Genomic DNA, 21,731 nt, shown 5'->3' on the forward strand with positions numbered 1-21,731 from the left:
AAACAGTCCCTTTATGAAACGCCTGCTCTTTTTATTAAACGGGTTGCTTTGTATACTCAGCTGTACTTCACAAAAACAGGGCAAAGGCAGTTCGTCTGCTTTTGTGTTGGTGGATTCACAACGATACCAGTTTGTGGCAAGGCAAATGCAACCGCAAAGTGGCCGGTCGCAAATTGTTAACGGAACCTATTTTTTGCAGGTCACGAAGGAAGAGATCATATCTGACCTTCCCTACATAGGCAGGGCGTTTTCTGCACCGATAGGAAACAATGACAGCGGATTGCGATTCACGGCGAAAGATTTCGACTACAGCGTGAAGGAAGGGAAGAAAGAAAGTAAAGAGATTACCATCCGGCCCAGGGATGGTGGCGATACGCGGGAGATGAATATGACCATCTTTTCAAATGGTTCCGCTGACCTGCGCGTCACCAGTAACAACCGCCAGGCGATCTCCTTTACGGGTGAAATAACGGCGATTCCAAAGAAGAAACAGTGAATATCATAGTAATAAGAAGGGTCTGTTTTATTTGCCTGTTCTTATTGCAGGTAATATTTACTCTTGCCCAGACAGATCCGCTTCCTTCCTGGAATGAAGGGGCAACGAAGGATGCCATTATCTCTTTTGTCAAAGACGTGAGCACAGAGGGGTCTGACAAGTTTGTGCCAAAAGAATACCGGATAGCAACCTTTGACAATGATGGGACACTATGGTGTGAAAAGCCGCTTATCCAGGGTTTGTATGTTGGATACAGGGTCAAAAAAATGGCAGCCAAAAATCCTGCCCTTCGTAAGAAACAACCTTACAAAGCAATCCTTGAAGGGGATAAAGCATATCTGCATAAATTAACCGAAAAGGATTTAGTGAGCCTTATCATACAAACTCATACCGGCACATCGGAAGCTGAATTTGACCAGGATGTCCGGGAGTTTTTTAATACGGCAAAAGATCATAACGGGAAAGCCATGCACCAGTTGCTGTACCAGCCTCAGCTGGAATTGCTGCAGTTCCTTCGCGATAACGGGTTCAGGGTGTATATATGTTCAGGCGGTACCATAGAATTTGTGCGGGCTATCAGCCAGGAATATTATGGCATTCCTTCTGAACAGGTGATCGGAACGAGGTTTAAGTACCTGTATAAGGACAGCGCAAACATCAATGACCTTTATCGACAGCCGGCTATAGTTTCTTTTAATGATAAGCAGGAAAAGCCGGTAAATATCCGTTACCACATCGGGAAGCGGCCAATATTGGCCTGTGGGAATGAAGGGGGAGGTGGTGATATCTACATGTTGCGATATTCCCAGGGAAATACTTATCCCTCGCTCCAATTATTGGTTGATCATGACGACAACGAAAGGGAATCAGCGTATGCTGAAAAGGATAATAAATCTCTGAACTGGGCAAAGAAATATGGATGGCAGGTTATAAGTATGAAAAAGGACTGGAAAAGAATTTTTCCTGAGTAGTTATGATTTGCGGAAGGAGAACGATACTTATGGTCTGCATATTTGCCTGGACTTTGACCTTCCCGGCTTTTATTATGGCCCAGCATAATACGCATCATCAATTCTGGAACGAAATAACGTTTACGCGTGCGATGACTAAGAAATTCAGCACGGAGCTGAATCTTGGACAAAACTGGACAAGTACGCCCGGAAATAGCAGCATAGTGGCACAGAATTCACAGATTTATGGACGGATATGGGCCCACCTGTACCTGAATGCCCGGTGGAAATTCTCGGTCTTTTATGGGTACTATTATAATAAGTATGTACCGGAAATTGATCAACGTGAATATCCGGAGGGAAGGCTCGCGCTCCAGGGTACATGGTACATTAAACGGTCTCGCCTTACCATGTCAACCAGATTCCGCCTGGAAGACAGGCATATAAAAAATACTGAGGGCTACTATGAAGGAGTATATCGGTTCCGGTCGCAGTTAAAAAGCCTGTATGCTTTTAACGGCAGGCAGATCCGGAAGGGTATTTCATATGGGATTGGTTCTGCCGAGTTGTATTTCAAATCCGCGAGCAATGTGACAGGGGGACAGTTCTTTGACCGCACCAGGTTAACTATAGGTGGTGGGTATGCGATGACTGACGACATCCAGGTTGAAGTGACTTATGTGAATGAATACCTGCCCCGGCCGGATGAGAATGAAATATATCATGTGCTGCAAATCGTTATTGCTTTTAATAATTTTTTGCCGGATGTGGTAAAGAAATTCAGAAAAAAAGCTTCTTCCTCCGTGCCTCAATAAAGCACTTCAATTGTACCATTAACACGTCGCTATGAAGATTGAAATGATAAGATCGCGGTGTCCCTTCGTTCAGGTCAATAAGGGCATCCTGTATACAGTGTGTGACAAGAGGTTCCAGCTGCTCTTTTGAAATGGAATAGATGACAGAAAAAACCGTATCCCCAATGAAGTGGGCATCGAAGAATTCAAGTTCGTATGTAGAATCGTTTGCGAGGTTAAGTTTCAGTTTTCCATTTACTTTTTTAGCCTGCTCTTTGGACAGGATGGGAAGAGGATTCAGTCGCAGGTAGAAGTATTCGCCATCGGTGATTATGCTCCCGGATAATCGTTCGCTGTCGGAAGTTTGGAAGTTTACCGCTTCGATGTAATAGTGCATTACACCGCTGGGCAGAATACGGTTACGGATATTACATTCCTGCGACCTGGACTGGATGGCCAGGAAAAATTGGAAGAGAAAAAAAAGGTGTATGCGGCAAACGCGTGCCATTAATATTCGGGTTCATCATAAAAATACAACAACATGAAACCAACGTCGCAAAAACTCCTTGCTGAATTTATTGGTACCTGCTGGTTGGTATTGGGTGGTTGTGGTAGTGCAGTCCTTGCGGCAGCCTTTCCTGAAGTGGGAATCGGTCTCCTTGGTGTTTCATTAGCATTCGGCCTGACGGTCCTTACCATGGCTTATACCGTAGGTCCGATTTCTGGCGGACATTTTAATCCTGCGGTCTCTTTGGGCTTGTGGGCAGCGGGTCGGTTCCCGGCTTCGTCGCTTGCAACATATATAATTGCCCAGGTCGCAGGAGCCATAGTTGGTGCCGGTATACTCTATTTCATAGCCAGTGGTGCAGAGGGGTTCAGTCTTGATTCTGGTTTCGCGGCAAACGGATATGCTGAACATTCGCCGGGAAAGTATTCAATGGGAGCAGGGTTTATTACTGAGGTGGTAATGACCTTTTTCTTCCTTGTGATCATCCTTGGTGTGACAGATGAAATAGCTGTTCCTGGATTTGGAGGACTTGCAATTGGTCTGGCACTAACCCTGATTCATCTGATAAGTATTCCTGTTACCAATACATCGGTTAATCCAGCCCGTAGTACAAGCCAGGCGCTGTTTGCAGGGTCATGGGCAATAGGTCAGTTATGGTTATTCTGGTTGGCACCGGTTATTGGCGGACTGCTTGCCGGGTTCGTATTTAGAAGCCTGTTTGGGAAAAAATTGGTCAAAGTCTAGCTTGGGGGAAGATCGACATTGAGCTAACAATCAGTAATATTGCATAATAATCATCCTTTCCCCAACCATTATTGCCCGGTTTAACTGCTCTGCCAGTTATTGATACCCGTACCCGGAGTTAACATATCCAGTCTGTGAGAATTTGCCATTTCCGGCAATTGTTGATATCTATAAACTGTTTGCTATGAAAAAAGTACTGTCATTACTTTTGGTGATTAGCTCTCTTACTGTTTGGGGGCAATCCAGTTCTTTCCGTATCAACCTGTATTCAAACTATGTTTTTGATGACCAGGTAGATTCCTATTATTCGACTACCGCCTATTATGATGGCAAGATCAAAGGTGGGTTTCAATGGGGTGTTGGCCTGGAATATATGATCAAACCGGCGTATGGTATAAGTCTTGCGTATTTCCGGCAGGGTACGAATGCGCCAATTACCTACTATGATCCGGCGACCGTCATTAATCCGGTGAAAACCCAGGATTTTGATCTTGTTATGAACTACATTATGCTTGGCGGTACCAGGTATTTCCCGGCAAGTCCTGCAGTGGAACCTTATTTCGGGATTGACCTGGGCATGTGCATCCTGGACGTTTCGAATACACCTAATGGGAATGATGGCAATGCGACGAAATTTGCATGGGGCATAAGGGGTGGTACAAACATCTGGGCAACAGAACGGTTTGGGATCAAGTTACAGGCAGGGTTGAATTCCGTGGTGCAGGGTGTGGGTGGTACTCTTTATTTTGGTACCGGGGGTGCCGGGGCCGGCGTAGCCAGTTATTCATCATTGTTGCAATTTTCGCTGGGCGGTGGACTGGCCTTCCGGCTGGGTTACACCACTAACGCTACCGGCCAACCGAAGGTCTACTGAACTTTCGTGGCATAATTCTGGCATTGAATTGGTAGTCAATAAACTGGGGCGTACCTTTAACCGGGCTGCTTATGTAAATCCAGACCTGCAAAACTCATCTGCCAGCGCCCTACTAAGGACCGGCAGTCAGGCAGGATAAGGCTTTCACCAGCTCATAACAATTAATCAAATACCCGGGCATCCAGGACAAGGGATGAAAACTGGAAAGAGAAAGTGGTTGGCAGGGGGGGAGAATTTACCTCAACTGTAAACCTCTTCTCAGGCAGGTTGGCATATGATCGGGCGGCTTGGATCGGGACAGACAGGATTTGGGCGAAACCCTAACATATGAGATAGGCATAGGAGTTAGTTACCTGGTCCGGCCCAAAGGGAAAACAAAATAAAAGGCAAGAATAATTCATCACACTAAAATCAATAGTTATGCTAACAAGATCCAGTCGTTTACTTGCATTTTTATTACTGATATCATTGGCCTCCTGCGTGTCAAGCAAAAAGTATAAGGCAGCCACAGCAGAGTCTGCAAGACTTTCCGGCCAGGTAGACAGCCTTAATAACCGGGTAAATGACCTTAATTCACAAGTAGGAAACCTTACTGCCCAGAATGCTGAACTGGATAAAAAAGTGAAAGAGTGTGTAGTTACCGTGGATGATATTCGCAAACAAAAGGAAAGGTTTGACCAGGCACTGGCAGAACAAGGCACATCCATGGAAGAAATCAGGACCAAGGCCCAGGATGCCATCAGCAAATTCGAAGCTCAGGGTATGACAGTTACCAACAAGGACGGAATGGTTATCGTGTCAATGGAAGACAGGCTGGTATTTAAACCAGGAAGTACCGCTATGGGCAAGAATGGAAGGGATGCATTGGGAGTGATTGCCGAGGTGATTAACCAGTCTCCGAATGTAAAAGTATATGTAGTTGGCAATGCTGATGCCTCTGAAAAGTCAAAAGGCCGCGACGTATGGAGCCTTAGTACAGAAAGGGCAAATGCTGTTGTAAGGGCATTGGAGAAATCTTATAATGTGGATCCAGCCAGGCTGACATCTGCGGGAAGGGGCAGTTATAACCCAGTTGCAGAAGGTGACCAGACAGCTGAAGGTAAAGCACGTAACCGCCGCACAGAAATCATCTTTAACCCGGATTTTTCAAAGCTTTGGGAATTGAAAGAAGGAACACATTAATAGCGGAACCCGTATTTTCGCGGGTTTAAAGCTATTGTTCCGGATGAAAAGAGTACTGGTTTTGGTTCCTGGGTTGTTATTTTTATTGTCAGCAACGGCACAGTTTAATGTCAGGGGTAAAGTAACCGGTAAGGACACAGGCCTGCCGCTTGAAGAAGCGACGGTAACGATCAAAGGAAAGGAAACCCATACTCATACGGGCAATGATGGCCGGTTCCGGATCAAGGTGAATACGCTGCCTGACACGCTGATAGTCACACACATCGGGTACGATGCATTCGAGTTTGTGGTAACCGACCAGGAAACAGAATTTACAGTCGGACTGGTACCGGTACCTGTCCAGCTCAGCCAGGTCGTAGTCAGTGACAGCCGCAGGGCAATACGCCAGGTAATGCAGGTTGACCTGAAAACCAACCCGGTGAACTCGGCACAGGATCTGCTCAGGAAGGTACCGGGACTATTCATCTCCCAGCATGCGGGCGGGGGAAAAGCGGAACAACTGTTTTTGAGGGGGTTTGATATAGATCATGGAACGGATGTGAGAATCACGGCAGACGGATTGCCAGTAAATATGGTAAGCCATGCCCATGGCCAGGGATATGCAGATCTTCATTTCCTTATACCTGAAACGATCCGTGATATCGATTTTGGAAAAGGGTCTTACTATGCCGACCAGGGTGACTTCGCAACAGCAGGATATGTGAATTTCACGACACTTGACCGGCCGGAACAGAACCTATTCAAGGTCGAGGGTGGCCAGATCAGCTCTTTCCGGACAGTGGGAATGTTCAACCTGTTCAACCGCCAGTCGGAAGAAAACAACAGTAATGCGTATATCGCCGGTGAATACAATTATACTAATGGTCCCTTTGAAGCTCCCCAGAACTTCAACCGGGTAAACCTTTTTGGAAAATATAATGCGAGTTTTGGTGCCAGGAACAGTATCAGTGTCCTGGCTTCCTCGTTTAATTCCAAATGGGATGCCTCAGGCCAGATTCCCGACCGTGCGGTGAAGCAGGGTCTCATCAGTCGTTGGGGTGCAATCGATCCGACTGAAGGTGGTAATACGTCAAGAACCAACATCGCACTTAAATACCGCAACCGGATAAGTGACTCAGAGGATTGGCAGACAAACTTTTACTACTCCAAATATGATTTCAGCCTGTTTTCCAATTTCACGTTCTGGCTTAATGATCCCGTAAACGGTGACCAGATTCACCAGTCGGAATCAAGGAAAATTTATGGAATGGATAACCGTTATACCAAATACATTCGTGGCGACAGGAGCGAATGGACTTTAACCGGTGGATTTGGATTCCGTCACGACATGGTAAGGGACATTCAGCTGAGCCACACAGGGCAGCGCGAAACCGTATATGAATACATGGCGCGGGGTGATGTGGATCAGACTAACATTTCAGGTTATGCGTCTGCAGACTGGCGAAGTGGCAAGTGGAAGGTGAGTCCGGGATTGAGGGTAGATCATTTTATTTTCAATTACGCCGATAAGCTTGAACCGGCTTATAAAACACTTGCAGAACAGAAAACTGCGTTAAGTCCGAAGTTGAATATTGTGTATTCTCCAACCGGTAACCTGCAGGCATATGTGAAAACGGGCATTGGCTTCCATTCAAATGACAGCAGGGTTGTAGTAAAGAATATGGATGAGCGTACACTCCCGGCCACCTACGGAGCAGACCTGGGTATTATATTCCGGCCGATCCCTGAACTGATCATTCACCCGGCCATCTGGCACCTTGAAATGCAGCAGGAATTTGTTTATGTGGGCGATGAAGCAGTTGTTGAACCATCCGGCCGCACCAGGAGAATGGGAGCGGATCTTGGACTGCGATACCAGCCTGCCAAATGGATTTACCTGGATGCTGATATCAGCTATGCCCGTCCGCGGGCAATTGATGAACTGAAAGGTGCGGACTATATCCCGCTTGCGCCGGAACTTACCAGTACTGGTGGCGTCAGTGTCCAGCCTTTCCGTTCATTTACTGCCAACCTCCGTTACAGGTATATGAAAGATCGCCCGGCCAATGAAGACAATAGTATAAAGGCAGAAGGATATTTTGTGAACGATCTTTTGCTGAATTATTCCCGCAAGCGATGGGAACTTGGCCTGCAGATCGAAAACTTGTTTGATGTGGAGTGGCGTGAGGCCCAGTTCGATACGGAAACACGCATGTACAATGAACCCGCACCTGTATCGGAAATATGTTATACACCGGGTGTTCCGTTTTTTGCCAGGGTAAAGTTTTCGATTCTCTTTTAGCGTATATTCATCGAAACTATCGACATGAATTTTGTTGTCCGTTTGCTGATCAGCGCGCTGGTCGCCTTCGGGTTGTCATATATTCTGCCCGGCATTTCATTTGATTCGTTTACTGACGCGCTGATCGTGGCATTGGTGCTTGCTTTACTGAATACTATTGTAAAGCCCATACTGATCATATTTACATTTCCTATCACCATAATAACCCTTGGGCTTTTTCTGCTGGTAATAAATGCACTGATCATATTGATGGCTGATAAACTTGTTAATGGATTCGACGTAGCAGGTTTCTGGTCCGCACTGCTGTTCAGCATACTGTTATCGATCATAACTTCCCTCATTAACGCATCCGATAAAAAGAGTGATTCCTGATATGTATTTCAACCGGAGAGATTTATCAGACGAACAATTAATTGAGTTTTATAAAAGTATCCTGCTTCCAAGGCTGGTTGAGGAGAAGATGCTTGTACTACTTCGCCAGGGCAAAATCAGCAAGTGGTTCAGCGGAATTGGGCAGGAAGCAATTGCCGTTGGAGCAACACTTGCCATGCATGACGATGAATGGATCATGCCCCTGCACCGGAACCTTGGGGTCTTTACCACCCGGCGGATGCCTTTACGTAAGTTGTTCCTTCAGTGGCAGGGTAATAAAGAAGGATACAGCAAGGGCCGGGAGAGAAGCTTTCATTTTGGCAGCAGGGAAAATCATATCTGTGGTATGATCTCTCATCTTGGCCCCCAGCTTGCTATTGCTGATGGAGTCTCACTGGCATATAATTTAAAGAACGAGAAAAAAGCCAGCCTGGCTTTTACAGGTGAAGGGGGTACAAGCGAGGGCGATTTTCATGAAGCGCTTAATGTTGCGTCAGTCTGGAACCTGCCTGTGATCTTCCTGATCGAGAACAATGGTTATGGTTTAAGCACGCCGGTAAAGGAACAATTCCGCTGCGAACAACTTGCTTTAAGGGCGAAAGGGTATGGCATGGAAGGGGTGACCATCGATGGGAATAACCTGCTTGAGGTTTATGATACGATCAAAGGTGTGCGTGAATACTGCATCCGCGAACAGAAGCCTTACCTTATTGAATGCATGACATTCAGGATGCGTGGTCACGAAGAAGCCAGTGGAACTAAGTACATTCCGCAGCACCTTTTTGAAGAATGGGCTGCCAAAGACCCTGTAAAAAAGTTCGAGGAATACCTGATTCTCGAAGAAGTGCTGACTTACTCATATGTCGAAAGCATTCGCAGGGAAATGAAATTAATGATCGACGCCGAGTGGCAGGTGGCTGCTGACGCACCAATGAAACTGCCGGTACTCGAGGAAGAGCTGGATGATGTGTTCGCACCTGTTCCTGCAATGCCTTTTGAGGAAAGCGGCTCTGCTGCAAATGAGGTTAAATCGAAGCGTTTTATTGATGCGGTAACGGAAGGTTTACGCCAGTCAATGGAGAAACATGACAATCTTGTCCTGATGGGACAGGACATTGCTGAATACGGAGGGGCGTTCAAAATCACGGAAGGCTTTGTGGAAAGATTCGGCAGGGAACGGGTAAGAAATACACCCCTTTGTGAGAGTGCAATTATCGGCTCTGCACTTGGCCTTAGCCTGGAAGGATTCAAAAGCATGGTCGAAATGCAATTCGCTGATTTCGTCAGCGTGGGCTTTAACCAGATTGTCAACAACCTTGCGAAGATCCATTACCGCTGGGGGCAGAATGCCGATGTGGTGATCAGGATGCCAACTGGCGCCGGGGTGGGTGCGGGACCGTTTCACAGCCAGAGCAATGAAGCTTGGTTTGTACATACTCCCGGACTGAAGGTTGTATATCCATCGACCCCTGCTGATGCCAAAGGTCTTCTTATCGCTGCGATCAATGACCCAAACCCGGTTATTTACTTTGAACATAAAGCATTGTACAGAAGTATCAGCGGGCCTGTTCCTGATGAGTATTATGAAGTACCGATAGGAAAGGCGAGATGGGCCAGCCAGGGAAGAGATATCAGCATAATTACTTACGGTGCAGGTGTGTATTGGGCCGAAGAGTATGCCGCGTCAGACCCTGCTGTCAGCTACGACATCCTTGATCTCCGCACTTTACTACCCTTGGACTACGATGCTATCAGGGAGTCAGTTACCAGGACCGGAAAAGTACTTGTGTTACATGAGGACACGCTTACAGGCGGAATTGCGGGTGAGATCAGTGCATGGATAAGCGAGCATTGTTTTGAATTACTCGATGCGCCTGTAATACGATGCGCTTCGCTGGATACACCTGTTCCGTTTAATCTTGAACTGGAAAAACAATTCCTGGCTAAAAGCCGGATGGCAGAGTCATTAAAAAAGCTCCTTAGCTATTAACAATTAGCGTTCCCCAACCTGCTGCCGCCACATTGCATAATAAAGTCCCTTTTGTTCCAGCAGGAACGCGTGTTTTCCTTCTTCTGCAATACGTCCTTTTTCAAGGACAATGATCCTGTCTGCATGCATGATCGTGGAAAGCCTGTGGGCTATCAAAATGGTCATTTGTTGCTTCTCAGCTGAAATTTCGCGGATGGTAGCGCTGATCTCTTCTTCAGTTATTGAATCGAGTGCAGAAGTGGCCTCATCAAAGATCAGGAGCCTTGGCTCGCGAAGTAATGCGCGGGCGATCGCCAGCCTTTGCTTCTCGCCTCCGGATACTCTCTTTCCGCCCTCACCGAGTACAGTGTCAAGGCCCTTCAAAGAATTCATAATGAGGCCGGTACTGGCTGCTTTTTCCAGGGCTGCGATGATTTGCTCATCAGTGGCGTCCGGTTTTACAAAGAGCATATTATCCCGGATGGTGCCTGAGAACATCTGTGTTTCCTGGGTAACAAAACCCAACTGGCGACGAACCCGGTTATAACGGATAAGCCTGACTGAAATGCCATCTATAGTGATTTCTCCTTCAACTGGTGTGTAGAGACCGACCAGCAGTTTTACCAGGGTTGACTTTCCCGATCCGGATGGTCCGACAAATGCAATGGTTTCCCCAAGCTCAACAGAGAATGAGATATTCTCCACGGCATTTTGCCTTGCATTCCGGTGTTTGAAAGAAACATTGTTAAATGCCAGTCGTTCCATGGCTTTGATATCGATCGGTTCTTCCGGACGATACTCCGGCTCTTTCAGCATCAGCTGGTTGAAGACCATCAATGACGCTTCAGCTTCGCGATATTGCAAAATGATGTTTCCCAGGTCCTGCAACGGCCCGATAATCCCGGTAGAGATGAACTGCATTGAAATAAGTTCACCTGTAGTAAGAACGTTCCTGAAGATCAGCCACAGCAAAATAAAGAGGATCGACTGCTTCAGCAGATTCAGGGTGGTGCCCTGCAAAAAAGAAAGGGTCCTGACCTTCCTGGTTTTTTCCATTTCCAGGTCAAAGATCTTTCTTGTTTGTCCCTGCAGTCTTCGGATTTCACCATAAGTGAGCCCGAGGCTTTTGACCAGTTCAATGTTCCGCAGTGATTCGGTAATGGTTCCGCTTAGTACATTGGTTTGTCTCACTACGGCCCGTTGGATGGTTTTAATCCGTCTGCTGAGCAGGCTGGTGAGTCCGCCAAGTAAAACAACTCCAATCAGGAAAACAGGAATAAGTGCCCAGTGTTTTGTTATTGCATACCACATGAGAAAACAGATTCCGACCAGGGAAGAGAACAGGATATTGATGAAGGAACTAATAAACCTTTCGGTATCGTTGCGGACCTTTTGCAGTTTGGAGAGGGTTTCTCCACTGCTCTGGTCTTCAAATCCCTGGTAAGGCAGCCTGAGTGTCTGCCGCAATCCATCATTAAAGATCTGCATTCCGAATTTCTGCACGACAAGACGAACTACGTAATCTTTAAACGTGAGTGCTATCCGTGCCAGCAAAGCAACGCCTATGGCGAGCGCCAGCAGGCCAAATACGCCCTGGAGTTTTTCGTTTTCTGAACGATTACCTGGTTCTGTTGCGAACCGGTCAATCACCTGGCCGAAGATGATTGGGTCATATAATGACAATATTTGCGCGACCCCGGCTAACAGCAGCGCCAGGAATACCCAGCCTTTATATGGCTTCAGATATGTCCATAAGATTTTCATTAATTACCTGCTTCCGCGAACACCCGGATGAAATTTTCCCCGAGTATTTTCCGGATTTCTTTTTTGCTGTAACCTCTTTTCCGCAGGGCTGTTGTTAAGTGTGGCATATCTTCCACTCCGTCAAGATCACGTGGAGCGGATTCTATTCCATCGAAGTCGGAGCCGATACCTATATGATCTATTCCTGCCAGCTTTACAATCCGATCGATGTGGTCAAGCAGAACTTCCATCGAAGGTCTGAGTGATTCTGCTTCATGCGGATATTTCCTGCTGATCCATTCTTCAATTTCATAATCTGCCATCTTTGCCTGCTTTAAAGAATCCCTTTCAGCCTGGTGTCTTTGCAATAACAGTTCCTTGTTTTTCTCATAACTGCTGTCGAGGAAGCCGGAATAAAAGTTAACATGTATAACGCCGCCATTTTTGCCGATCGCGCGGATCTGGTCGTCGGTCAGGTTCCTTGGTACCGGGCAAAGGAAATGACTGCAGCTGTGTGAAACGATAACAGGTTTGCTGGTAGTCTCAAGAGCATCGTAAAATGTCTGTACGCCGACATGACTAAGATCTACCAGCATTCCCAGTTCATTCATTTTTTTTACAACCTCCTTGCCGAAATCGTTCAGACCCTTCTTTGTAATGGGTACTTTTTTACCGGCATCGAGTTTTGTTTCATCCCAGGCCGAACTGGCCCATGAAGTGGAATTATTCCAGGTCAGGGTCATATAACGGACACCTCGAACATACAGGCTGTCGAGATAATCAAGCCGGTCTTCGATCATATGACCACCTTCAACACCTTTCATGGCACCGAGTTTCCCGGCTTTAACAGCTGTCCTGAGATCCTTCATATTGTTAACGGACATCATCCTGTCCGGGTTTCTTGCCGTAATTGCATCCAGTGAGTCGATCTCGCGAATGGCATGACGGAAAGCGGTTCCGTTAACATAGCGTTCGTCACCAAAAATGGAAAAGATCTGGATATCTATCCCGCCTTTACGGAACCGTTCAAGATCACTATGGGTTTTCCCACTAAGGTCATTTTCAATATTCATCCCTTTAAGTGTTGCTGATGACAGCACATCATTGTGCGTATCAATTACGATACTTTTTTCATGCAGTTTTTTCTGTGCTGAAAGGGAAATTGGAATAACAATTAAAAGCAGGAGAATAATTTTCTTCAGATGTTGGGCCATGTCCAGGTTTTGATGAGGTTACGATTTATTCTGCGCCCTTGTCGCCAACAAACCATTCTTCCTTGTTTTTGAATAACACGTTGAAGGTTGTCAGCGAGCCATAAATTCTCGTGATATATTGTTGCATGTTGATCTTCTCTTCATCACTGAGCTGTTTATGTGCATTGATCTGCTGTTCCAAAACCCGCAACCTGTCGCGAAGCATCACAATTTTATGAAAGAATGTTTCTATGGGTAAATCCTTTGGTTTGAGCGAGCTGTCACCTGGTTTAAGTATCAGGACACCTCCTTTCCACTTGTCGCCCAGGGGCACCATCTCGCTAACGCCGCTCCATAGCCGAAGTATCTTCAGCAGCGAGCGTTCAACTTCGGAATGTGTTTCAATTTCTTCCGTGACATTTTCCGGGATGATCTCTTCAAGCGCGGGGTCGGTTTTATCTATTTCTTTCAGGCCATGGTGAATAAATGAGATCAGGTAAGTAGCGTATCGGATGCCGCAGATAACTCCGGGACCGTATTGGGTATGTTGCAGGCGCGTGCCAATTCCCAGTGTCAGGTTCATGATGTAAAAAGTTTGTATTAAGGAGTTTTAATGAATTCGTAAGGTGTGTATTCAACGAAACCGGAAACCGTCACTGTTACACTTTGCACCTTGCCCTCATTAATGGTAAATGGCCAGGTGCGGATGCCATACAGCGGATCGTTGAAAGTTGCCAGGAACCGGGAACCTCCCAATGGTTCAAGTGTTGCGTATCTTCCTTTATGATGCTCGAACCGGGCGGTTAATTTTCCATTTTCCATCGCCATGTTCATTTTTCCGTAAATCCCGTGCTCATAGTTCCCGGTGAACGCAACCAGTGGAAGCGAAGGCGCGATTTTCATGGCAATTGTATCCTTCCTAAGCTTAACGAGTGAATCCATTCTTTTTTCGTTACCGGTATATTCCTGCAAAGTTGTTTGATGGTAATTCCTGAACGGAAGGCCAAACAGTGCATCCATAATTTCCCATTTCAATGCTTCATAAAAGCCGTTCGCATCGGTATTTGTAAGTACGATTATACCGAGATTTTCTTCCGGAACAAGTGAAACACTGGTAACAAAACCGTTTACACCACCGGTATGTTCAACAAGTTTCCTGCCTTCGTATTCCTGCAGGAACCAGCCGAGTCCATATAAATAAAAGTGAGCGCGGTTGAATGGGTGCCCCCCGTTTCCGAGGATGGAATGGGGAAGCCTTGTTGCGTTGATGGCATCAGCAGGGATGAGTTGGTTACCAGCCTTATCTGTGTTTAAGAGTGCTCTTACCCATTTGCTCATGTCGGATGCGCTTGACAAAATACTACCGGCAGGTGCAAGGTTGTCAATACGACCAAAAGGAATCCTGCGCAATTTTCCATTTGCAACAGTATGTGCCGCGGCCACGTTAGTTGCTGTATCGACCTGTTTCGAGTAGGGAAGTGTTTCAGACATTCCGAGTGGACGGAAAATATTGTCAGCCAGGTAACTTCCCCACGGCATTCCCGATGCTTTTTCAATTACCTCGCCTGCTAACGCGAATGCGGCATTGCAATATCCCCAATGACTCCTGAATTCATGCAACGGATTGATCCGGCCAAATTTTTCTTTCACTTCCGCATAAGAAAGGTCAGAATCGAAGAACATGAAGTCGCCCTGGAAAGTTTCATAGCCGAGGCGATGGCAAAGCAGGTCGCGAAGGTTTGCTTCCTTTGTTATCCAGGGATCAAAGACTTTAAAGTCAGGAATCCATTTTATGACTTTATCATCGAGGCTGAGTTTCTTTTGAGACTGCAGCATGGCAAGCGCTGTGGCTGTAAACGCTTTTGTGTTGCTTCCGATAGCAAAGCGCGTATGTTCATTTACCTGTTCAGTTTTGCCGGATTCACGGACGCCAAATCCTTTAATATAAAGCACCTGGTCATCTTTTACAACAGCCACAGATACTCCGGGAATCTGCCACTGCTTCATAGCCAGTTCAATATAACTGTTCAGACTGTCCTGCAGGAACTTACGGCTGATGTCTGTTGCGGGACGCTGGGCCATGGTTATAATACAGGAGGCCAGCAGGGCAGTTGAAAAAAGAATTTTTTTCATGTGAGGAAGATACAAATAATGGAGGGGATCATTCTTCCTCCCTGCGTCTGCCGGAAATCCGTCCGCCAATTTGCTTAAGCCGTTTGTATTGCTCACCTGATTTTTTCATGTATTCGAGCAATTCATATTCTGTAGCGTCAGTTACGAATTCGTAAGGTGGTGCGTAATAACGCATGAAGGTGTCCACGTCCGGGCCTGTCAGGCCGGTAACCTTCCTGATCTTCGCACGGGAAAAGCGGTATTCAATGAATTTATCCTGTTCTTCGCGGAGCAGTCTTTCCTGGAAGGCTTCCATGCTCCGGTTTTTCCGGAACCTGAACACGTTGATAAGCTGTTCGAGGTCGAGTCCTACGCCGAAGTTCCCTGATGCCGGGGCAGAAGATGAAAGTCCCAGGCCTGGTTTTCTAAATTCAAAAGCTTTCGCATAGTCGCGCCGGTTCTGGATGGAATCGATGCGGTAGTCGCGGGGCATTACGCGAACTTCTTTCAGGGTAGTGATATTGACATGCAGGGCTACATCGAATTGGCTTGGGGTAGGGATCCCGGAAACTGCATACTTGGGGGTCGGTTTGCCGAGGTATGAAAAAAAGATCGAATCTGTTGTGGAAACAGTAATGGTGTAGCGCCCGGATGAATCAGTGACGGTACCTCGTCCCTGGCTGGTAAGCACGCTTACTGAAGCCAGCGGGAATGTGCGGTTCATTTCGTAAACGGTACCGCTTACGCGAACCTGGGCCGCAAGAAACTGCCAACCGGTAAGTGGCAGTAATATTAATATTATACGGACCAGGTTGTACATAGTGTCTCGATCAGTGTTTTACGACCTGCTTTAGCACGGTCTGTTCTATAATAGCCGGATAATGTGCGTGTTCGAGTTCATGGATCCTTTCAGCAAGGGATGCGGCAGTGTCGCCTGGTTCAAGCTGGCAGGTTGCCTGGAAGATCGTTCCGCCATGGTCATAATGTTCGTCAACAAAATGTATGGTTATACCGCTTTCTTGTTCGCCGGCGATGATTACTGCTTCGTGAACAAACTGTCCATACATGCCTTTGCCACCATATTTTGGCAGCAATGCCGGGTGGATATTTACAATATGTGAAGGAAAGGCAGTGATCAGCGCTGCCGGGATCTTCCAGAGGAAGCCGGCCAGGACAATGAAATCGATGCCTTTTTCTTTCAGGAAAGGTATATAAGAATCGCCCCGGAAGAAATTTTCCTTTTCGATGATGAGGGTAGGTACATTTCGTGCAGCCGCTTTTTCCAGTACACCGGCTGCGGGTTTATTGCTGACCACGAGTGCGACTTTTATGCGCGGGTGTTCTGCAAAATGGTCCATGATCTTTTCAGCGTTTGAACCGGTACCGGAGGCAAATACTGCGAGGAGTATCGGATGATGATGATGATGATCAGGCGCGGCGGGAGTTCCTGAATAAGGCTGCTCAGATGTATTCACTGCGTGTGGGTTTTCTATTGGTGAGTTGGAACGTCTCAGGTGTGACGCCATCCGGAGCAGGTAGCCACGGAAGAATATGAACTGGCCGAAAGGGATGCTAACGAAGAGCACCATCAAGGGCCAGATAAGTGTCATTATAATAATGTATGAAAAAAACCAGGCGATGGGATGTTCAACGGGCATTAATCCAATAAGTTTTCGGCCAGCCATGCCGGTCAGACTACCACCAATTGCAAAAGTTGAAAGGATTAGAAAAAGTTGAATACCATTCACCTTCCACTTGGACTGCAGTTTTTCAAACATGTCGCAAACTAAGGAGAAATGTTTGAACAAAACCGTTTACGAATGGCATAAAAACGACATCTGAAAAATCGCGCAATTCGCTGAAATGCAAGCGCTACGTGGTCAAAAAAAAAAGCCTGATGTTGATATTTTGTCAATATCGTGTCATATTTTTGCAGCCGAATCGCAACATTTAACATTACCACAGACACATTCCAGCTTATGATTGACTATAGACGGATTGCGAAGAGATTAGTAATCAGTATCCTTCTCCTCACTGTTGTTTGTTTTGATCAGCAAATTTTCGCGCAGGACGGGAAAGCTCTATTCCAGCAGAATTGTGCTTCCTGCCACGCTGTTCACAAAGACCTGACAGGTCCGAAACTGGCAGGTATTGAGGAGAGGGTTCCCGATAAGAAGCTGTTACATGACTGGATCCGCAACAACCAGGCAGTTCTGAAGTCCGGAAATAAGTACTTCAACGACCTGTACCAGCAGTATAACAAGGCTGCGATGAACCTGTTTCCCAACCTTACAGATGCGGAAATAGATGCGATCCTGGCATACGTTAAGGTACAGGAAGCTAATGTTCCTGGTGCAAAAGGTAATCCTAAAACTGACCAGGATGCCAAAGCCACAAGCAGCGACAATACCCTGCTTTTCGGAATTCTTACATTAATACTTGCAATTATTGTATTTACGCTGCTGCAGGTCAACGCTAACCTGAAGCGCCTCAGCGACGAAAAAGAAGGTGTTCCTGCATATGAGCCGGTTCCTTTCTGGAGAAATAAGGCATATATCGCCCTGGTTGCCGTGATCCTGTTCGTAATTGGCGGGTACTATACTATCCAGGGGGCAATTGGCCTTGGACGGTCAAAAGATTACCAGCCCGAGCAGCCAATCTATTATTCCCACAAGGTTCACGCCGGTACAAACCAGATCAACTGTTTGTATTGTCATGGCGGAGCGCAGGAAGGAAGACATGCAAATATTCCTTCACTCAACACCTGTATGAACTGTCACATGGCCATTACTTCTTATAGTGGTGAGGATCTGTACCGTGAAGACGGAACCAAGGTTGATGGAACTGCAGAAATCCAGAAGATTTATAAGCATACAGGATGGGATCCTGATCAGCAGAAATACGCAAACGAGCCCAAACCGGTAGAGTGGGTGAAGATCCACAACCTGCCTGATCACGTTTATTTCAGCCATGCGCAGCACGTAAATGCCGGCCGCGTTGCCTGCCAGACCTGCCATGGTGAAATCCAGAATATGAACGAGGTTTACCAGTTCTCTGATCTGAGCATGGGATGGTGTATCAACTGTCACCGCGAGACCAAGGTAAAATTCACAGAAAATAAGTTCTACAGCATTTACGAGAAATTCCACAACGAGATCAAGAATGGTACACTTGACAGTGTGACTGTTGAAAAAATTGGTGGAACAGAGTGTCAGAAATGTCACTATTAATATGGTAGCTGTCTAAAACGGATAGCGTTTCAGATAAGTAAGATCACTACAAAACATTTTTCATAACCAAAAAAGGTAGCCCCCTACGGGGTTGGGTATATGGAGCAAAAAAAGTACTGGCAAAGTTTCGGTGAGTTGAACAACTCAGAAGCATTTCAAAAGGGCGCACAGGACGAATTCAAAGAAGATCTGCCGTTTGAAAATTTTGATGCTCAAAGCCTGGACGCCAAGACTCCACGCCGTGACTTCCTGAAATATGTAGGATTCAGCACAGCGGCAGCGGCAGTTGCAGCAAGTTGTGAAATGCCGGTTAAAAAGGCAATTCCTTTCGTTAACCGTCCGGCAGATGTCGTTCCTGGTGTGGCCAATTATTATGCAACCACCTACCTTTCCGGAGGTGATGCTATACCTGTATTAGCGAAAGTTCGTGACGGACGTCCGATCAAAATAGAAGGAAATGAATTGTCAACCTGGACAAAAGGTGGTACAACCGCCCAGGTTCAGGCATCAGTGCTGGACCTGTATGATACAGCACGGCTTCGTTTCCCCATGGCAGACGGCAAGGAAGTAAGCACATTTGAAGCGTTCGATAAAATGGTTGGTACCGCGCTCAGCGGACTCGGTGGAGCTCCGGTAGTACTTCTTACCAGCACAGTCAATTCTCCTTCCGGTAAGCAGGTAATCAGCGAATTCCTGGCGAAATATCCCGGAAGCCGCCATGTTCAATACGATGCAATCTCATACAGCGGCCTCCTGCTTGCGAATGAAGCAAGCTATGGTCAGCGGGCAATTCCATCATACCAGTTCGACAAAGCAAAAGTTATTGTGAACCTGGGTGCTGATTTCCTGGGAACCTGGCTGAATCCTGTTGAGTTCCAGCGCGGATACACACAGGGTCGTAAAGTAGATCCTGCGAATCCTGCGATGAGCAAGCACTACCAGTTCGAGTCAATGATGAGCATGACTGGTGCCAACGCCGATGAGCGCTTTACCCATCGTCCGTCAGAGACAGGTGTAGTGGCTGCTGCATTGCTCAGTGCAGTTAATGGCCAGTCTGTAACCGGAATAAATGGTGACAAGCTCAGGAAAGGAATCGAAAAAGCAGCGAAAGACCTGGTTGCAAATAAAGGAAATGCACTTGTGGTTAGCGGAAGCAATGATGTGAGTGTTCAGATCATCGTGAATGCGATCAATGAAGCGGTTGGGGCGAATGGTACAACGATCAACTGGGGTGTTACCCACAGGAACAAAGCGGGTATCGACGCAGAAATGGCTACCCTGGTTAACGACATGAACAATGGTTCCATCGGTGCTGTGATCCTTTACGACGTAAACCCTGCATACGACTATTTCGATGCGGAGAAGTTCAAATCCGGACTGAAGAAAGTTCGCGTATCTGTTTCACTTAATGAGAAGATGGATGAGACTACCGAACTGTGCAAATATGTTCTTCCTGCCAACCACTATCTGGAAAGCTGGGGTGATGCAGAGCACAAATCGGGTTATATCAGCCTGGTTCAGCCTACCATTGCACCGCTTTTCAAAACCCGCCAGTGGCAGGAGACTTTATTGAAGTGGAGTGGAAACACCGCTTCTTACATGGATTACCATAAAAATTTCTGGACATCAAAACTCGGTAGCGAGGATACTTTCCTGAAAGCATTGCAGGACGGCGTGATCGAGCCCACAACTCCGGCTGCAGGAAGCGCTTCATATAACGGCGGTGCTGTTGCAGCAGCTTCAGCAGCAGTTGGTGCAGGCGGAACAGCCAAAAGGGCAGGTTACGAACTGGTGATCTACCAGAAAGCTGGTCTGGCTGATGGTCGTCATGCCAACAACCCCTGGTTGCAGGAAATGCCGGATCCGATTACGCGTGCCACCTGGGACAACTATGTAATGATGTCTCCGCACCTCGGTAAAGAGCTGTTCAAGATTGACCTCAAAAACAACACTCAGTCAGACAAGTACGAAGCTTTCCCTGAAAAGCCGGTTGTAAAATTGAAGGTTGGAAACAAGGAAGTTGAAATGCCTGTGTTGCTGATTCCAGGTATGCAGAATGAAACGATGGCAATTGCAGTTGGCTATGGTCGTTCTGAAAAAGTAGGTAAGGCGGCAGCCAATGTTGGAAAGAATGCGTATCAATTCGCATCTTCAAATGGTACGACTGTCATTTTCCATGCCAACGCCAATGTAGAAGCAACAGGTACCACATATAAAATTGCCACAACACAGACACACAGCTCATATGAAGGTCGCCATGAAGTGGTGAAGGAAATGACGCTGGCTGAATACATCAAGAATCCGAAAAAGGTACTTGAGGCCCGTGCAAAAGAACTGGAACCATGGGGCGGTCTTGAGAATTATGCTAAAGACGGTACCATTTATCCTGTGTTTGACAAACCGGGTATTAAGTGGGGAATGAGCATCGACATGAATGCCTGCTATGGTTGCGGTGCCTGTGTCGTTGCATGTACTGCAGAGAACAACGTATCGGTGGTAGGGAAATCAGAAGTGTTGCGTGCGCATGATATGCACTGGCTGCGTATTGACCGCTACTTTGCGGGTGATGCATACGATCCGGAAAGTATCCAGACCGTTTTCCAGCCAATGCTTTGTCAGCATTGCGATAACGCCCCTTGTGAAAACGTTTGCCCGGTTGCTGCGACCAACCACAGCAGCGAAGGCCTTAACCAGATGACCTATAACCGTTGTATCGGAACAAGGTATTGTGCGAACAACTGTCCGTATAAAGTACGCCGCTTTAACTGGGCTGACTACACCGGTGCAGACAGCTTTAAGAATAACCAGGATGAGGCTAATGACGTAATCCTGATGATGAACGACGACCTCACCCGCATGGTGCTTAACCCGGATGTTACCGTTCGGAGCCGGGGTGTCATTGAAAAATGTTCATTCTGTGTTCAGCGCCTGCAGGAAGGAAAACTGAAAGCCAAGAAAGAAGATCGCCCGCTGGTTGACAGCGACGCAAGAACGGCTTGTCAGCAGGCTTGTGCTGCCGATGCGATTGTTTTCGGTAACGTAAACAACAGCCAGAGCGCGGTTTCCAAAACACGCCATGATAACATGAACAGGTTATTCTATTCACTTGAGCAGATCCACGTACTTCCGAACGTGAATTACCTTGCGAAAGTGCGGAATACAGATGTTGTGAGTGCGCACGTTGAGCATCAGGAACCAGGTCACGAGTCACATCAGCAGGCTCCGAAGGAACCTGCGGCACATTAAGGTTAGAGGTCAGGCAGATAAAAAAATATAAAATCAA

At 46.8% G+C, this 21,731-nt stretch carries 18 protein-coding genes; 11 read left to right on the forward strand and 7 right to left on the reverse strand.

Annotation, left to right across the window (positions count from 1 at the left end):
• Nucleotides 1-13: 13 nt before the first annotated feature.
• Genes OI18_RS01540 through OI18_RS01550 form a run of 3 tightly spaced genes read left to right on the forward strand, consistent with a single transcriptional unit; the run spans nucleotide 14 to nucleotide 2,261 of the window.
• The gene (locus tag OI18_RS01540) at nucleotides 14-496 is read left to right on the forward strand and encodes a DUF4251 domain-containing protein (protein WP_039136401.1); all 483 of its coding nucleotides are present in this window, start codon (nucleotides 14-16) and stop codon (nucleotides 494-496) included.
• Nucleotides 493-1,467, forward strand: coding sequence for an HAD family hydrolase (locus tag OI18_RS01545; RefSeq protein WP_205409964.1), 975 nt, complete (start codon nucleotides 493-495; stop codon nucleotides 1,465-1,467). The genes OI18_RS01540 and OI18_RS01545 overlap by 4 nt, the downstream gene beginning before the upstream one ends.
• Before the next feature lie 29 nt (nucleotides 1,468-1,496).
• Nucleotides 1,497-2,261 carry a DUF2490 domain-containing protein gene (locus OI18_RS01550; RefSeq protein WP_052272766.1) on the forward strand — a complete coding sequence of 255 codons (765 nt, stop codon included), beginning with the start codon at nucleotides 1,497-1,499 and terminating at the stop codon, nucleotides 2,259-2,261.
• On the opposite strand, the gene OI18_RS01555 is transcribed toward OI18_RS01550, so the two are convergent.
• Nucleotides 2,227-2,748, reverse strand: a complete 522-nt coding sequence (locus OI18_RS01555; protein WP_039136404.1) for a hypothetical protein — start codon at nucleotides 2,746-2,748, stop codon at nucleotides 2,227-2,229. The genes OI18_RS01550 and OI18_RS01555 overlap by 35 nt on opposite strands.
• 33 nt (nucleotides 2,749-2,781) lie before the next feature.
• On the opposite strand from OI18_RS01555, the gene aqpZ reads away from it, so the two are divergent.
• The 6 genes from aqpZ (at nucleotide 2,782) to OI18_RS01585 (ending at nucleotide 10,191) form a co-directional block, all read left to right on the forward strand.
• Nucleotides 2,782-3,492 (forward strand): aquaporin Z, encoded by a 711-nt coding sequence (aqpZ, locus tag OI18_RS01560; protein ID WP_039136406.1) that lies wholly within the window; start codon nucleotides 2,782-2,784, stop codon nucleotides 3,490-3,492.
• A gap of 184 nt (nucleotides 3,493-3,676) precedes the next feature.
• Entirely contained in the window at nucleotides 3,677-4,366 is a 690-nt protein-coding gene (locus OI18_RS01565) for an outer membrane beta-barrel protein (RefSeq protein ID WP_052272767.1), read from the forward strand.
• A 420-nt stretch (nucleotides 4,367-4,786) separates the two neighbouring features.
• The gene (locus OI18_RS01570; RefSeq protein ID WP_082037810.1) at nucleotides 4,787-5,548 is read left to right on the forward strand and encodes an OmpA/MotB family protein; all 762 of its coding nucleotides are present in this window, start codon (nucleotides 4,787-4,789) and stop codon (nucleotides 5,546-5,548) included.
• A 43-nt stretch (nucleotides 5,549-5,591) separates the two neighbouring features.
• Complete coding sequence (locus OI18_RS01575; protein WP_039136408.1) at nucleotides 5,592-7,829, forward strand: TonB-dependent receptor; 2,238 nt, start codon at nucleotides 5,592-5,594, stop codon at nucleotides 7,827-7,829.
• Between the two features lie 24 nt (nucleotides 7,830-7,853).
• Entirely contained in the window at nucleotides 7,854-8,201 is a 348-nt protein-coding gene (locus OI18_RS01580; protein ID WP_039136410.1) for a phage holin family protein, read from the forward strand.
• A 1-nt stretch (nucleotide 8,202) separates the two neighbouring features.
• The gene (locus OI18_RS01585; RefSeq protein ID WP_039136413.1) at nucleotides 8,203-10,191 is read left to right on the forward strand and encodes an alpha-ketoacid dehydrogenase subunit alpha/beta; all 1,989 of its coding nucleotides are present in this window, start codon (nucleotides 8,203-8,205) and stop codon (nucleotides 10,189-10,191) included.
• A 3-nt stretch (nucleotides 10,192-10,194) separates the two neighbouring features.
• Here OI18_RS01585 and OI18_RS01590 read toward each other — a convergent pair whose 3' ends face one another.
• Genes OI18_RS01590 through purN form a run of 6 tightly spaced genes read right to left on the reverse strand, consistent with a single transcriptional unit; the run spans nucleotide 10,195 to nucleotide 16,828 of the window.
• A complete protein-coding gene (locus tag OI18_RS01590; RefSeq protein ID WP_039136415.1) occupies nucleotides 10,195-11,934 on the reverse strand; it encodes an ABC transporter ATP-binding protein in 1,740 nt (579 codons plus the stop codon).
• A complete protein-coding gene (locus OI18_RS01595; RefSeq protein WP_039136418.1) occupies nucleotides 11,934-13,127 on the reverse strand; it encodes a dipeptidase in 1,194 nt (397 codons plus the stop codon). Before OI18_RS01595 ends, OI18_RS01590 begins: the two co-directional genes overlap by 1 nt.
• 25 nt (nucleotides 13,128-13,152) lie before the next feature.
• Complete coding sequence (locus OI18_RS01600) at nucleotides 13,153-13,689, reverse strand: hypothetical protein (RefSeq protein WP_039136420.1); 537 nt, start codon at nucleotides 13,687-13,689, stop codon at nucleotides 13,153-13,155.
• 17 nt (nucleotides 13,690-13,706) lie between these two features.
• The gene (locus OI18_RS01605) at nucleotides 13,707-15,239 is read right to left on the reverse strand and encodes a serine hydrolase (protein ID WP_039136424.1); all 1,533 of its coding nucleotides are present in this window, start codon (nucleotides 15,237-15,239) and stop codon (nucleotides 13,707-13,709) included.
• Nucleotides 15,240-15,267: 28 nt separating this feature from the next.
• Entirely contained in the window at nucleotides 15,268-16,038 is a 771-nt protein-coding gene (locus tag OI18_RS01610) for a peptidase associated/transthyretin-like domain-containing protein (protein WP_052272769.1), read from the reverse strand.
• Nucleotides 16,039-16,048: 10 nt separating this feature from the next.
• Nucleotides 16,049-16,828 (reverse strand): phosphoribosylglycinamide formyltransferase, encoded by a 780-nt coding sequence (gene purN, locus OI18_RS01615; protein WP_240312699.1) that lies wholly within the window; start codon nucleotides 16,826-16,828, stop codon nucleotides 16,049-16,051.
• Nucleotides 16,829-17,197: 369 nt separating this feature from the next.
• On the opposite strand from purN, the gene OI18_RS01620 reads away from it, so the two are divergent.
• Together OI18_RS01620 and OI18_RS01625 are read left to right on the forward strand one after the other, a co-directional pair.
• Nucleotides 17,198-18,448: a c-type cytochrome gene (locus OI18_RS01620; protein WP_039136426.1), complete on the forward strand. Its 1,251-nt coding sequence runs from the start codon at nucleotides 17,198-17,200 to the stop codon at nucleotides 18,446-18,448.
• Between the two features lie 99 nt (nucleotides 18,449-18,547).
• Nucleotides 18,548-21,694: a TAT-variant-translocated molybdopterin oxidoreductase gene (locus OI18_RS01625; protein WP_039136428.1), complete on the forward strand. Its 3,147-nt coding sequence runs from the start codon at nucleotides 18,548-18,550 to the stop codon at nucleotides 21,692-21,694.
• The last annotated feature ends 37 nt before the right edge of the window (nucleotides 21,695-21,731 follow it).

The organism is Flavihumibacter solisilvae, assembly GCF_000814475.1.
Classification (GTDB): domain Bacteria; phylum Bacteroidota; class Bacteroidia; order Chitinophagales; family Chitinophagaceae; genus Flavihumibacter; species Flavihumibacter solisilvae.

Excerpts from the sequence above, each read along its gene's own strand:
- aqpZ (WP_039136406.1), top strand. The coding sequence starts at position 2,782 with ATGAAACCAACGTCGCAAAAACTCCTTGCTGAATTTATTGGTACCTGC.
- purN (WP_240312699.1), bottom strand. The coding sequence starts at position 16,828 with ATGACACTTATCTGGCCCTTGATGGTGCTCTTCGTTAGCATCCCTTTC.
- OI18_RS01555 (WP_039136404.1), bottom strand. The coding sequence starts at position 2,748 with ATGGCACGCGTTTGCCGCATACACCTTTTTTTTCTCTTCCAATTTTTC.
- OI18_RS01575 (WP_039136408.1), top strand. The coding sequence starts at position 5,592 with ATGAAAAGAGTACTGGTTTTGGTTCCTGGGTTGTTATTTTTATTGTCA.
- OI18_RS01585 (WP_039136413.1), top strand. The coding sequence starts at position 8,203 with ATGTATTTCAACCGGAGAGATTTATCAGACGAACAATTAATTGAGTTT.
- OI18_RS01540 (WP_039136401.1), top strand. The coding sequence starts at position 14 with ATGAAACGCCTGCTCTTTTTATTAAACGGGTTGCTTTGTATACTCAGC.
- OI18_RS01610 (WP_052272769.1), bottom strand. The coding sequence starts at position 16,038 with ATGTACAACCTGGTCCGTATAATATTAATATTACTGCCACTTACCGGT.
- OI18_RS01570 (WP_082037810.1), top strand. The coding sequence starts at position 4,787 with ATGCTAACAAGATCCAGTCGTTTACTTGCATTTTTATTACTGATATCA.
- OI18_RS01565 (WP_052272767.1), top strand. The coding sequence starts at position 3,677 with ATGAAAAAAGTACTGTCATTACTTTTGGTGATTAGCTCTCTTACTGTT.
- OI18_RS01590 (WP_039136415.1), bottom strand. The coding sequence starts at position 11,934 with ATGAAAATCTTATGGACATATCTGAAGCCATATAAAGGCTGGGTATTC.
- OI18_RS01625 (WP_039136428.1), top strand. The coding sequence starts at position 18,548 with ATGGAGCAAAAAAAGTACTGGCAAAGTTTCGGTGAGTTGAACAACTCA.
- OI18_RS01600 (WP_039136420.1), bottom strand. The coding sequence starts at position 13,689 with ATGAACCTGACACTGGGAATTGGCACGCGCCTGCAACATACCCAATAC.
- OI18_RS01595 (WP_039136418.1), bottom strand. The coding sequence starts at position 13,127 with ATGGCCCAACATCTGAAGAAAATTATTCTCCTGCTTTTAATTGTTATT.
- OI18_RS01550 (WP_052272766.1), top strand. The coding sequence starts at position 1,497 with ATGGTCTGCATATTTGCCTGGACTTTGACCTTCCCGGCTTTTATTATG.
- OI18_RS01580 (WP_039136410.1), top strand. The coding sequence starts at position 7,854 with ATGAATTTTGTTGTCCGTTTGCTGATCAGCGCGCTGGTCGCCTTCGGG.
- OI18_RS01620 (WP_039136426.1), top strand. The coding sequence starts at position 17,198 with ATGATTGACTATAGACGGATTGCGAAGAGATTAGTAATCAGTATCCTT.
- OI18_RS01605 (WP_039136424.1), bottom strand. The coding sequence starts at position 15,239 with ATGAAAAAAATTCTTTTTTCAACTGCCCTGCTGGCCTCCTGTATTATA.